The following is a 12,408-nucleotide window of genomic DNA, read 5'->3' on the forward strand; positions in this document are numbered from 1 at the left end:
GAGATGGGCATCGAGCATGCCTATATCGAGCTGGGCGGCTTCCGCATCGGCAAGACCGACTCGCTGTTCTCGACCTTCACCGACTATTCGTCGGGCGTGCTGAACGACGGCCTGGTTCCCTATGGTCCGTTCGCGACGCTGCAGATCGCCTACACCTACACCGGCGCGAACGGCTTCTCGGCCGCCATCGCTCTGGAACAGGGCGACGAGGACGAGGGCGAGTTCGCCAGCGGCATCACCGAGGACTACGCTCCGTATGTGGTCGGTGGCGTGTCGTTGACCCAGGGCTGGGGCAAGATCGGCGTCGTTGCCGGCTACGATAGCTGGGAACAGGAAGTTGCGGTCAAGGGCCGCCTGGACGTCAACATCACCGACACCGCTTCGGTGTTCGTGATGGCTGCCTGGGATTCGGGCGGAAACTCGGGTCCGAACCTGAGCGACGGCGCCAACTTCTACGCTCCTTGGGGCGGCGACTGGGCGGTCTGGGGCGGCACGGCGATCAAGTTCAACGAGAAGGCGACCTTCAACGCCGAAGTTGGCTATGACGACTTCGACAACTTCTCGATCGCCGCCAACATCGCCTACGACCTGGTTCCCGGCTTCACGATCACGCCGGAAATCGCCTATGTCGACAATTTCGACATCGACGACTCGGATGCCTGGGGCGTCAACGTCCGCTTCCAGCGCACGTTCTGATCGACCCTTCAGGGGTGACCAAAAAACCCGGCGGGCGACCGCCGGGTTTTTTGTTGGCCAAAGCTCCGGCGAGCATGGCTCGACGCTGCCGCGCGCCGGGCGGCGGAGGTGATGTCGGGATTTGCCTCGATCGGTACGGACGTCTCTCTAAGAGATCATGGTCCGACGCCGTTGGTGCGGCATCTTTCGGAGAATTGCGGACTGAGAGAGCGCAAAGCAACAGGCGGTCGTCCTGACGACCCGTCCGCTATCGCAACATCAGCACCTTGCAGGTCTCGCCCTCCGCCGCGGGCAGGGCGAAGGGCTCGCGGATGATCAGGCCGCCCGATTCGGCAAGGATCCGCAGCATCGACGAATCCTGGAGGCCGAAGGGAGTCGCGGTGACCTGTCCGTCGACGATCTCGATTTTCGCCCGCACATAGTCCTCGCGCAGATCGTTTGCGCCCATCGCAGCGCCCAGCCTGGCAGCGCGTATGTCCTGTTCGTGAAACCGTCCGCCAAGCCGCGCCACCAGCGGTTTCAGGAAGAGATGCGAGCAGACGAGGCTTGCCACCGGATTGCCAGGCATGCCGATGAAGCGCGTATCGCCGCGCCGTCCGAACATCAGCGGTTTTCCGGGACGCATGGCGATCTTCCAGAAGCCGAGCGTCACGCCCTGTTCGGTCAACACGTCGTGAACGAGATCGTGGTCGCCGACCGAGGCGCCGCCCAGCGTGACGACAATGTCGGCGCCGGCTTCCGTCGCTGCGCCAAGCCGGTCCGCGATGGCGGCCCGGTCGTCGCGCACGATGCCGAGGTCGAGGATGCGGGCTCCCGCGGCGGACGCGATTGCCGCCACGCCATAGCCGTTCGAGGCGATGATCTGGTCTGGTCCGAGTTCGCTGCCGGGCGGCAGCAACTCGTCGCCGGTCGCGATTATGGCGACAAGCGGCCTGCCGACCACGTCCAATTCGGCATGATTGGCCGACGCCGCCAGCGACAGCGCCGCTGCGTCGAGGATGCGCCCTTGCTCGAGCAGCGCGTCCCCCTCTGAAAAATCCAGTCCGCGCCGCCGGATGTGCCGCCCGGACGCGGCGGTGTCGAGAACGTCGATGGTTTCCGGGCCCGCCGGCCGGGTGTTCTCCTGGATGACGATCGTGTCTGCGCCGTCCGGCACCGGCGCCCCGGTCAGGATGCGCACCGCCTGTCCTTTTCCGGCCCGTCCACGAAAACCGTGCCCGGCAGCCGAAACGCCGACGACATCGAGCCGCACCGGCACGCTGGCCACATCTTCGGCGCGCACCGCGTAGCCGTCCATGGCGGAGGCGTCGAAGGGCGGCTGAGTGCGCAGCGCACTCAACCTGCCCGCCAGCACCCGTCCGGCCGCATCGTGGAGCGGCACCCGTTCCGATTTCAGCGGCGCCGCGCCGTCGAGCAGCAGCCGCAATGCATCGGCGACCGGCAGCAACGCCATTTCAGCTTTCCGCCCGGTAGTCGCCAGATTTTCCGCCAGACTTTTCGACCAGCCTGATGCCTGAGATCGTCATGCCGCGGTCGATGGCCTTGGCCATGTCGTAGATGGTGAGGCAGGCGACGGATGCGGCGGTCAGCGCTTCCATCTCGACGCCGGTCTTGCCGGTGACGCGTGCCATTGCCGTGACGCGCAGGCCGGGCAGGGCAGGATCCTCGGCGATGTCGATGGCGACCTTGGTGAGCAGCAGCGGATGGCAAAGCGGGATGAGTTCATGCGTGCGCTTGGCCGCCATGATGCCGGCAATCCGCGCCGCGCCGATCACGTCGCCCTTCTTGGCGTTGCCGGCACGGATCGTCGCCAGAGTCTCCGGCCGCATGATGACGTGACCTTCGGCGATCGCGGTGCGAACCGTGTCCTGCTTGTCGCCGACGTCCACCATGTCGGCCTGTCCGTCAGCCGCCAGGTGTGTCAGCGTGCCATGCCCGGGCGCCATCGTTCAACCGGCGCTGGCGGAGACGGCCGCCTCTCCGAACAGCAGCGCACGCGTCGCCTGCGTGACGTCCTGGCGCCGCATCAGGCTTTCGCCGACCAGAAAGGTCTCGATGCCGGCGCGCGCCAGCCGGCGACAATCATCGTGCGTGAAGATGCCGCTTTCGCCGACAAGCAGGCGGTCGCTCGGCACGAGGCCCGCGAGCCGCTCGGATACGGCCAGATCGACATGGAAACTGTGCAGGTCGCGGTTGTTGATGCCGATCAGCCGCGAGTTCATCGCCAGCGCCCGCTCCATCTCGGCTTCGTTGTGGACTTCCACGAGAACGTCCATGCCGAGTTCGAGCGCGGCATCCTCGATCGCCCGTGCCTCGTCGTCTTCGACGCCGGCAAGTACGATGAGCACCGCGTCGGCGCCCCAGGCCCGCGCCTCGAACACCTGGTAGGGCTCATACATGAAATCCTTGCGCAGCACGGGCAGCGCCGTCGCCTCGCGCGCCTGAATCAGGAATTCCGGCGCGCCCTGGAAGGAGGGGCCGTCGGTGAGCACCGAAAGGCAGGCGGCCCCGCCGTCCTCATAGGCCCGTGCAAGGCTCGGCGGATCGAAATCGGCGCGGATCAGGCCGCGCGACGGGCTTGCCTTCTTGATCTCGGCGATCAGCGCATAGCTGCCACCTTGGCGCCTGGCGCGCAGCGCCTCGACGAAGCCGCGCGGCGCCTTGGCGTCGCGCGCCATGGCCATCACCTCGGCAAGCGGCAGGGCGCGCTTCGCGGCGGCGATCTCTTCGCGCTTGTATTTCTCGATCTTCTTGAGGATGTCGACCACGGCCTATCCGTTCGATACCTTGACGAGCCGCTCGAGCACGCCGGAGGCATGGCCCCGGTCGATCGACTCGGCGGCCAGCCGAATGCCCTCGGCCAGATCTGCCGCCTTGCCCGCGACCACGAAACCGGCGCCCGCATTCATCAATACGGTGTCGCGATAGGCGCCCGGCTTGCCCTCCAGCGTCGCGCGCAACGCGGAGGCATTGTAGGCCGCGTCGCCGCCCTTGAGATCCTCCCGGCTGTGCCTTGCCAGGCCGAAATCCTCCGGCTTCAACACGAAGCTGCGCACCACGCCGCCGGCAAGCTCCGCCACATGGGTCTCGCCGGTCGTGGTGATCTCATCCAGCCCGTCGCCATGCGCCACCCATGCATGGTCGGCGCCGAGCAGCTTCAGGGTCTCGGCCACCGGCGCGATCCACTCGGGAGAGAACACGCCGACCATCTGGCGGCGCACGCCGGCCGGATTGGAAAGCGGGCCGAGCAGGTTGAAGATGGTGCGGGTGCCGAGTTCGGCGCGCACCGGCCCGACATGGCGCATCGCCGGATGATGCGATGGCGCGAACATGAAGCCGACGCCGGCTTCCGCGATGCAGGTTGCGATCGCTTCCGGCGCGAGGTCTATCTTCACCCCGAGCGCCATCAGCACGTCGGCGGCGCCCGTCTGCGAGGAAAGGCCGCGGTTGCCATGCTTGGCGACCGGCACGCCGCCGCCGGCGGTCACGAAGGCGGAAGCCGTCGATATGTTGACGCTGTGCGAGTTGTCGCCGCCCGTGCCGACAATGTCGATGGCTGCCGCCGGCGCTTCGACCGTCAGCATCTTCTCACGCATGGTCGCGACTGCCCCGGAAATCTCCGACACCTGTTCGCCGCGCACGCGCAGCCCCATCAGGAAAGCGCCGATCTGTCCGGGGGTGGCCTCGCCCGACATGATGATGTCGAAAGCGTCCTTCGCTTCCTCGAAGGACAGCACCGTACCCCCGGCGACCTTGGCGATGTAGGGTTTCAGCGTGCTCATCGCGGCGTCAGAAAGCCAGCGCCCGGCCGATCGCGGCCTGGTCGACCCGTACCTCGTATTCGGTCCGCAGACGGGCCACCAACTGGTCCAGCAGATCGTCGGACAGGCCGGCGGCGAAATCGCGGCGGGCGTTCTCGCCGATGGCGTCGGCGCCGGAGGCCGCGGGTTCGAACACCTCGGTCACCTTGAACAGGATGCGGGCATCGCCAGACGGCGCGGCCAGCGAACCCGAGCCGCCCTCGGCGACGGAGAAGATCGTGCCGACGCCGTCGCGGCCGAAATCGGCGTCGTCCGTGTCCCGCTTGATGCCGCGCTTGGTTTGCTTCTCGAGCTGCAACTCGCCGGCGAGGGCGTCGAGCGCAACGCCGTCCTTGATCCGCTTTTCCAGTTCGGCGACCTTGTCGGCAAGCCGCTTTTCCGCTTCCGCCTTGGTCCAGTCCGCCGCGACTTTCGCCTTGACTTCGTCCAGCGGTCGGTCGCGGGCCGGCGTTATGCCCCCCACCTCGAAGAACACGTAACCGTTGGAGCCGACGTTGATCGCCGGGTTCTCCACGCCGACTTCCGTGCCGAAGGCGGCGCGCAGCAGTTCGGCGGAAGCAGGCAGGTCGTTGACGATCGTGTCGTCGGGGCGCCGGCCGGCCTGGTCGACGGCCTCGACCGTCGTGACCTTGAGCTTCAGCTTGTCGGCGGCTTCCGCCAGCGAGTCGCCGCCGGCGCGGGCATCCTCGTAGGAATCGTGCACGTCGAGCAGCACGCGATGCGCCTCGCCCAGCGCCAGATCCTTGCGGATCGCGGGCGCCACTTCCTCGAAGGATTTCACCACTTCGGGCGTGATCGCCGTGACGCGGATGATCACCGGTCCGAACGTTCCGTCGATCACTCCGCTGACTTCGCCGCTGGCCAGCGAGTAGGCAGCGTCGGCGACCGCCTGGTCGGGGATGCGGTCCTTGGCGAATGTCCCAAGCTGGACGTCGGCCATGGTCTTGCCTTCGGCCTCGACCGCCTTGTCGAAGGTCGTGCCGCTCTTCAGCGCGGCGTCGGCCGCGTCGGCCTTGTCCCTGGACGAGAACACCAGTTGCTCGATCGTTCGCGTCTCGGGCGTGGTGTAGCGCGCCTTGTTCTTGTCGTAGTCGGCCCGCACCTGCTCGTCGGTGATGGCGCTTTCGTCGGCGATGTCCTCCGGCTCCAGCTTCACATAGGCGATCTTGCGGTAGTCTGGCGCCGCATATTGCTTCTTGCGTTCCTCGAACCATGCGGACAGCACCGCGTCATCAGGCACCTCGATCGGCTCGACCAACGAGCGGGGCAGGACGAGATAGTCGGCGGTGCGGTCCTCGCCGTCGTAGAGCGAGACGGCGCGCAGGAAGGTGTCCGGCGCCTTGATGCCGTCGGCGACGGCTTCGACGATCTGCTGGCGGGTCGCTTCCTGCGCACGGCTGTTGAAATAGTCCTCCGGCCGCATGCCGACCTGGCTGAGGACGTAGTCGAACTGCGCGCGGTTGAACTTTCCGTCCGCCCCGCGGAACGCCGGATCTTCGGCGGTCAGTGAGGCGATACGGTCCTTGGACAGGCCGAGACCGAGCTTGCGTGCCTGTTCGTCCAGCACCGCGCCGGAGACGAGCTGGCCGAGGACCATGCTGTCCAGCCCGAACGCGGTCGCCTGCTCGCGCGTCAGCCGCTGGCCGAGGCGCTGCGACAAAACGTTGATCTGACGGTCGTAGGCCAGGCGGTATTCGGTGGCCGACACCGACGTGCCGCCGGCCGTGATCACGGTGTTGCCGCCGATGCCGGTCTGCATCTGGCCCGAGATTCCCCAGACGGCGAAGCTGACCACGAGAAGCATGAGCAGGAGCTTGGCAACCCATGTGCCGGCCGCGGTCCGCAGTGTTTCGAGCATGGAACAGTCCGTTGAAGGCCCAGCGCATGGGCGAAGTCCGTGAAGAAACGGCAATAACGCCCTTGCGGCCAAGTGTCGATTGCTTTGTGACCTGATTTTGGTACGGAGGGGCGAACGGAATGTCGAGGGGAGACCACAATGACGTCGGGAATTCGTCCGTTGGTTGCCGGCAACTGGAAGATGAACGGCGTCGGCGCCTCGCTCGCCGAGCTCCGCTCGATCGGCCGCGAATTCCTGTCCGGCATCGACGCCGAGACCGACGCGCTGATCTGCGTGCCCGCGACGCTTCTCACCCGCGCCGCCGAGATCCTGGCAAGCACGCCGGTCAAGGTCGGCGGCCAGGATTGCCACAGCGCGGCGAGCGGCGCCCATACCGGCGACATCTCGGCCGAGATGCTGAAGGACGCCGGCGCGTCCCATGTCATCGTCGGCCATTCGGAGCGCCGCACCGACCATGGCGAGACCGACGCGATCGTCCAGGCCAAGGCGGAGGCGGCATGGCGCGCCGGCCTCACGGCGATCGTCTGCATCGGCGAAACCCGCGCCGAGCGCGAATCGGGGGCGACCATGTCGGTGCTTTCGCGGCAGATCGCCGGCTCGGTTCCGCTTGCCGCCACCGCCGCGCACACGATCATCGCCTATGAGCCGGTCTGGGCGATCGGCACCGGATTGACGCCTACCGCCGGCGACGTTGCGGAAGCGCACGCCCATATCCGTGCCGAACTCGCGGCCCGGATCGGCGACGAGGCCAGGCGCATGCGCATCCTCTACGGCGGCTCGGTCAAGCCGTCCAACGCCAAGGAACTGCTGTCGATCGACAATGTCGATGGGGCGCTTGTCGGCGGCGCCAGCCTGAAGGCGCGCGACTTCCTCGGCATCGCCGAAGCCTATCTGTCGTTCTGAGGCAGTCGGGCGGGGCCGCCGGCGTCGACAAACACCGGCCGGGATACGGCCCTGGACATTGCATTGTCCCGCGTCATCCCCATATTCCCGGCGGGCTTGGAAATGCCACGAAAGCCATGTATTGAGCCGCCACGTTTCGGCAGGGCGCGCCTGTCCGTGTCCTGAACTCTGCCGGGGAAATTATGGAAACCATCGTCATCGTCATCCATCTGATGATCGTGCTTGCGCTTGTCGGCGTGGTGCTCTTGCAGCGCTCCGAGGGCGGCGGGCTCGGTATCGGCGGCGGTTCCGGCTTCATGACGGCGCGCGGCGCGGCCAACGCGTTGACGCGCGCCACGGCGATCCTGGCGGCGGCCTTCTTCGCTACCTCGCTGGGGCTGTCGCTGATCGCCCGCTACAGCGACCGGCCGATCGACATCCTGGACCGCGTTCCGACGACCCAGGGCGAGGGTGGCCAGGGCGTGCTCGACCAGCTTGGCGGCTCCGACATCCCGTCCGCTCCCGCGCCTGCTGCTCCGTCCGGCGAATCCGCGCCCGCTGCGACGCCGCCCGCGGAGGCTCCCGCGCCGGCCGATGGCGCGACCGCCACGCCGCCCGCCGGCGATAGCTCAACCGCGACGCCGCCGGCGGCCTCGACCGCTCCCTCGGCGCCCGCCGCGCCGGCAGAACCGCAAGTGCCGAATCAATAGGGCAAGACCTGTGCCCGTTTGATCACACTCCGGCTAAATGCCGCTGTGATCACGATGAATCGATCTCGAGCACTCCTCCCGCTATCTTGAGCGATTGCGCGATATGAGCATATAAATCGGCCAACGGCCGCCGGGTGGGCGCAACGCGGAGATGTCGCTCCGCCGACAGGCCGGCGTTTTCGTGTCTCGGGATCACAACACATGCTACCTCGAAGCCTCATATTGCTCGGCCTCTGCGCCGTGCTGGGCTTGGCCACGCCTGCCTTCGCGGACGTTGCGAAGCCCCAGAAGCCGACCGCTGCGGCGTCGGCCAAGTCCAAAACCGCCACCGACGCCAAGACCAAGAAGAAGGTCGTCGCCAAGGCGAACAAGAAGGGCAAGAAACCCGCTGCCAAGGACGGCGAAACCGAACTGACCGCGCAGCAGAAGGCCAAGGCGAAAGCCGAAGCCAAGGCGGCGGCGGCCGAAAAGGCACGCCAGGCCAGGCTCGCCGCGATGCGCGCCAAGGCCAAGGCCGACGCGGAGGCGCGCAGCGCCGCCTTCCGCGCGCCCAGGCGGGTCCTGGCCGACGGCGAAACGCCGAAGAAGAAGGGCAAGGCTGTCGAGGTGGCAGACACCGACACGCGGAAACGGAACCCGTTCGAGATATCGTTCGGCGACAGCGAGCCGGTCGCACTCAAGACCAAGCCGGTCACCGGGCTCACCGCCGAGCGCATCGCCGCGCAGCAGGCCGCCTCCGTCGGCGCCGACGAGGTTCTGCGCAGCGGCAACAATGGCGAACTGCGCAGCGGTGCTACCGGCATGTCACGGCCGAGCAGCGGCTTCTTCAATATCCTGTTCGGTGATGAGCCGGAAACGGCAACGTCCTCGGTTGGGATGCTCCCGGAGACCCGCGCCCTCGACTCGGTGCTGGACAACAAGAAGAAATTCAAGGTGAGGCCGGAATACGAGCCGCAGTCGGTAGCGTTCTCCGGCTATCCGGCCGGCACGATCGTCATCGACACCAGCAATCACTTCCTCTACCTCGTCGAGAGTTTTGGTTCGGCCCGCCGCTATGGCATCGCGGTCGGACGCGAAGGCCTGCAGTTCAAGGGCACGGTGGCGGTCGGCGACAAGCAGGAATGGCCGCGCTGGATTCCGACGCTCGACATGCAGAAGCGCGAGCCGAAGAAGTACGGCCAGTACAAGGACGGCATGCCCGGCGGCGGCCAGAATCCGCTCGGGGCCCGCGCCATCTATCTCTACCAGGGCAAGCAGGACACTCATCTGCGCATCCACGGCACCATCGCGCCGCAGACCATCGGCACCAATTCGTCGAACGGCTGCTTCCGCATGGTCAACGACCACGTGATGGATCTCTACCGTCGCGTCGGCATCGGCACGAAGGTCGTCATCCTCTGATCGGCCGCGCATCGTTCAAAAGGGCCGGCCCGCGCCGGCCCTTTTGTTTTGGCCACATGGCCGTGAACAGGCCCGCCGGGGATAATCGGACCGGGCCCGATTTTTTTCTGGCGGAATCAAGCCGCCCAAGCTAAGCGATAATTCCCATGGCGCGATATGTATTCATCACCGGCGGCGTGGTCTCCTCCCTTGGAAAAGGCATAGCCGCGGCGGCCCTCGGGGCCCTGCTGCAGGCGCGCGGTTATCGCGCGCGCATAAAGAAGCTCGATCCGTACCTCAACGTCGATCCCGGCACGATGTCGCCCTACCAGCACGGCGAGGTGTTCGTGACCGACGACGGCGCCGAGACCGACCTCGATCTCGGCCATTACGAGCGTTTCACTGGCCGCTCCGCCAACCAGTCGGACAACATCACCACCGGCCGTATCTACAAGAACATCATCGAGCGCGAGCGGCGGGGCGACTATCTCGGCGCCACCGTGCAGGTCATTCCGCACGTCACCGACGAGATCAAGAACTTCGTGCTCGACGGCAACGAGGAATACGACTTCGTGCTCTGCGAGATCGGCGGCACGGTCGGCGACATCGAGGCGATGCCGTTCCTGGAAGCGATCCGCCAGCTCGGCAACGACCTGCCGCGCAACAACGCCGTCTATGTCCACCTGACGCTGATGCCCTATATCCCGACGGCGGGCGAGTTGAAGACCAAGCCGACCCAGCACTCGGTGAAGGAACTGCGCGGCATCGGCATCGCGCCCGACATTCTCTTGGTGCGCGCCGACCGGCCGATCCCCAAGGAGGAGCGCAGAAAGCTCTCGCTGTTCTGCAATGTGCGCGAGAGCGCCGTCATCCAGGCGCTCGACGTCGGCCACATCTACGACGTGCCGATGGCCTATCACAAGGAAGGGCTGGATTCGGAAGTGCTCGCCGCCTTCGGCATCGACCCGGCGCCGAAACCGCGCATGGAAGCCTGGCAGAACGTCTCGAAACTCATCCACAATCCGGAAGGCGAGGTGACGATCGCTGTGGTCGGCAAATACACCGGCCTCAAGGACGCCTACAAGTCGCTGATCGAGGCGCTGTCGCATGGCGGCCTCGCCAACCACGTCAAGGTCAAGCTCGACTGGATCGAGTCGGAGATTTTCGAGAAGGAAGATCCTGCGCCGTTCCTTGAAAAAGTGCATGGCATCCTCGTTCCCGGCGGTTTTGGCGAGCGCGGTTCCGAGGGCAAGATTCTCGCGGCGAAATTCGCCCGCGAGCGAAAAGTGCCGTATTTCGGCATCTGCTTCGGCATGCAGATGGCCTGCATCGAGGCGGCCCGTTCGCTGGCCGGCATCGAAGGCGCCTCCTCGACGGAATTCGGCCCGGCAAAGGAGCCGGTGGTCGGTCTGATGACCGAATGGCTCAAGGGCAATATGCTGGAGAAGCGCCGCGAGGCGGGCGATCTCGGCGGCACGATGCGGCTCGGCGCCTATGAGGCGCGACTTGCCCCCGATTCCAAGATCGCAGGCATCTATGGCGATACGCAGATTTCCGAGCGTCACCGCCACCGCTACGAGGTCAACATCGACTACAAGGAGCGGCTGGAGGACTGCGGCCTGGTCTTCGCCGGCATGTCGCCAGATGGCGTGCTGCCGGAAACGGTCGAATATCCCGATCATCCGTGGTTCATCGGCGTGCAGTATCACCCCGAGCTGAAGAGCCGCCCGCTCGACCCGCACCCACTGTTCGCCAGTTTTATAAGCGCGGCCGTGGAACAGAGCCGACTGGTGTAGTTCACGCAAGAAATCCGGCTTCGCCGACTTCGCCGTTTCCGCCAAATCATCAACGTTGGAGATTGGCGGCAAGCCGTGTTGAATCTCAACAGAAGCGACCATCGTCAGCATCTGTCAGGATTATTTTCCCGCGACTTATCCCCTCCCTCCCGACGGAGCGATAATCTCGCTGCCTGTGCTGGAAAGGAGGCGGCGGCGATGGACGGGAGTGGCGCAATCGAGAAGAACCGGGAGGCGTTGAAGCGCATCCTGTTGATGCTCGTGTCCATGGCCGGGTTTGCCGATGGTGGACCGACCCTGCCGCGCCAGCTTCATCGCGCAATCCTTCGACTGCTGCGTCCGGCCGAATCCGCGGCGCGGCGTTTGATCATCGCGGCGGCGCGCGGCATCGTCGTGACCCTGCCGCCTTTTCGCCCGCAAAAACCCAAACCCGAAAACAACGAGGCTGTGCTGCGCCGTCTCGGCATCGCCGTCACAATGTCACGCGACGATACCAGGCGCGCCGCAGCCGCCAAAAGAGCCGCCGCCAAGCGCGCCGCCGGCCCGCGCATCCTAAACCTGCCGCTGCTCGATCCGCTGAAAAATCCGTTCCGCGTCCGCCGCCGCTATGTGCCGGCTCATGCCGTACCGCGCATCTCGGGACTCGATTTCGGCGCGCAGCTCCGCCCCCTGCCATCGCCGCCGTCGTCCGACGATCCGGTCGACGCGGCGCGGCTGGCCTTGCGGCTGGAGGCGCTGGGTCGCGCGCTCGACGACCTACCGGGCCAGGCCAAACGCTTTGCCCGCTGGAAGGCACGCAACGACGCAGCACGTGCGCGGGACAGGCAAGCCCGCTCCGCAGGAGACAAACAAGCTGCCGGCGCGTTCCGCTTCCGGCGCATCTCGCCGCTGCGGCTCGGGCGACCGCCGGGCGGCCGGCTGTCCCGCTACGATCCGACAGCCACTCATCCGCGCAACATCCGCGAGATCGACGAAATTCTGGCGCACGCCCATGCGCTGGCCGTCTACGCACTGGAATCCCCCGACACGTCCTGATGTGCGGTCGCCCCGGCCCAGGCCGGGACGGCGGTTCTCGAAAGCTCTCCAGAGCTTCAATGGCCAGACGGGACAAAATCCGGGCGTGGCGTCGATTCGTGCTGTCAAAAGATATCGTTGCGCGTCCGTCGGCGAAGCCGGCCAAACCTGTTTGACAAGAGGTCGGGCGAATGTCCGGCAATCATCTCAACGCGCGCCGGCCGAGCCCCAACGCGGGCGGTTCGCCGCAT

The 12,408-nt window shown here is 66.3% G+C and carries 11 protein-coding genes; 6 read left to right on the forward strand and 5 right to left on the reverse strand.

Annotated features, from left to right (window positions below; translation table 11 throughout):
* A partial coding sequence (locus RB623_RS26880; protein ID WP_308060195.1) for a porin occupies nt 1-696 on the forward strand: 696 nt, incomplete at its 5' end.
* 247 nt (nt 697-943) lie between these two features.
* Here the strand turns inward: RB623_RS26880 and glp are convergent.
* Genes glp through RB623_RS26905 form a run of 5 tightly spaced genes read right to left on the reverse strand, consistent with a single transcriptional unit; the run spans nt 944 to nt 6,375 of the window.
* Nucleotides 944-2,149 carry a gephyrin-like molybdotransferase Glp gene (gene glp, locus RB623_RS26885; protein WP_308060196.1) on the reverse strand — a complete coding sequence of 402 codons (1,206 nt, stop codon included), beginning with the start codon at nt 2,147-2,149 and terminating at the stop codon, nt 944-946.
* A gap of 1 nt (nt 2,150) precedes the next feature.
* Entirely contained in the window at nt 2,151-2,642 is a 492-nt protein-coding gene (gene moaC, locus RB623_RS26890) for a cyclic pyranopterin monophosphate synthase MoaC (protein WP_308060197.1), read from the reverse strand.
* Between the two features lie 3 nt (nt 2,643-2,645).
* The gene (gene trpC, locus RB623_RS26895; RefSeq protein WP_308060198.1) at nt 2,646-3,464 is read right to left on the reverse strand and encodes an indole-3-glycerol phosphate synthase TrpC; all 819 of its coding nucleotides are present in this window, start codon (nt 3,462-3,464) and stop codon (nt 2,646-2,648) included.
* Between the two features lie 3 nt (nt 3,465-3,467).
* A complete protein-coding gene (gene trpD, locus RB623_RS26900; protein ID WP_308060199.1) occupies nt 3,468-4,478 on the reverse strand; it encodes an anthranilate phosphoribosyltransferase in 1,011 nt (336 codons plus the stop codon).
* A gap of 7 nt (nt 4,479-4,485) precedes the next feature.
* Nucleotides 4,486-6,375 carry a SurA N-terminal domain-containing protein gene (locus RB623_RS26905; protein ID WP_308060200.1) on the reverse strand — a complete coding sequence of 630 codons (1,890 nt, stop codon included), beginning with the start codon at nt 6,373-6,375 and terminating at the stop codon, nt 4,486-4,488.
* 138 nt (nt 6,376-6,513) lie between these two features.
* Between RB623_RS26905 and tpiA the strand changes: the two genes are divergently transcribed.
* The 5 genes from tpiA (at nt 6,514) to RB623_RS26930 (ending at nt 12,178) form a co-directional block, all read left to right on the forward strand.
* Complete coding sequence (tpiA, locus tag RB623_RS26910) at nt 6,514-7,278, forward strand: triose-phosphate isomerase (protein ID WP_308060201.1); 765 nt, start codon at nt 6,514-6,516, stop codon at nt 7,276-7,278.
* 182 nt (nt 7,279-7,460) lie between these two features.
* Nucleotides 7,461-7,967: a preprotein translocase subunit SecG gene (secG, locus tag RB623_RS26915; protein WP_308060202.1), complete on the forward strand. Its 507-nt coding sequence runs from the start codon at nt 7,461-7,463 to the stop codon at nt 7,965-7,967.
* Nucleotides 7,968-8,168: 201 nt separating this feature from the next.
* On the forward strand, nt 8,169-9,368 hold the full coding sequence (locus tag RB623_RS26920) for a L,D-transpeptidase (RefSeq protein ID WP_308060203.1): 1,200 nt from the start codon (nt 8,169-8,171) through the stop codon (nt 9,366-9,368).
* 146 nt (nt 9,369-9,514) lie between these two features.
* Nucleotides 9,515-11,143, forward strand: coding sequence for a CTP synthase (locus RB623_RS26925; RefSeq protein WP_308060204.1), 1,629 nt, complete (start codon nt 9,515-9,517; stop codon nt 11,141-11,143).
* A 198-nt stretch (nt 11,144-11,341) separates the two neighbouring features.
* Nucleotides 11,342-12,178, forward strand: a complete 837-nt coding sequence (locus RB623_RS26930) for a hypothetical protein (RefSeq protein ID WP_308060205.1) — start codon at nt 11,342-11,344, stop codon at nt 12,176-12,178.
* Nucleotides 12,179-12,408 lie beyond the last annotated feature (230 nt).

The sequence above is a fragment of the Mesorhizobium sp. LHD-90 genome (assembly GCF_030929505.1).
Lineage (GTDB): Bacteria > Pseudomonadota > Alphaproteobacteria > Rhizobiales > Rhizobiaceae > Kumtagia.

Excerpts from the sequence above, each read along its gene's own strand:
- glp (WP_308060196.1), bottom strand. The coding sequence starts at position 2,149 with ATGGCGTTGCTGCCGGTCGCCGATGCATTGCGGCTGCTGCTCGACGGC.
- moaC (WP_308060197.1), bottom strand. The coding sequence starts at position 2,642 with ATGGCGCCCGGGCATGGCACGCTGACACACCTGGCGGCTGACGGACAG.
- trpD (WP_308060199.1), bottom strand. The coding sequence starts at position 4,478 with ATGAGCACGCTGAAACCCTACATCGCCAAGGTCGCCGGGGGTACGGTG.
- RB623_RS26905 (WP_308060200.1), bottom strand. The coding sequence starts at position 6,375 with ATGCTCGAAACACTGCGGACCGCGGCCGGCACATGGGTTGCCAAGCTC.
- tpiA (WP_308060201.1), top strand. The coding sequence starts at position 6,514 with ATGACGTCGGGAATTCGTCCGTTGGTTGCCGGCAACTGGAAGATGAAC.
- secG (WP_308060202.1), top strand. The coding sequence starts at position 7,461 with ATGGAAACCATCGTCATCGTCATCCATCTGATGATCGTGCTTGCGCTT.
- RB623_RS26920 (WP_308060203.1), top strand. The coding sequence starts at position 8,169 with ATGCTACCTCGAAGCCTCATATTGCTCGGCCTCTGCGCCGTGCTGGGC.
- RB623_RS26925 (WP_308060204.1), top strand. The coding sequence starts at position 9,515 with ATGGCGCGATATGTATTCATCACCGGCGGCGTGGTCTCCTCCCTTGGA.
- RB623_RS26930 (WP_308060205.1), top strand. The coding sequence starts at position 11,342 with ATGGACGGGAGTGGCGCAATCGAGAAGAACCGGGAGGCGTTGAAGCGC.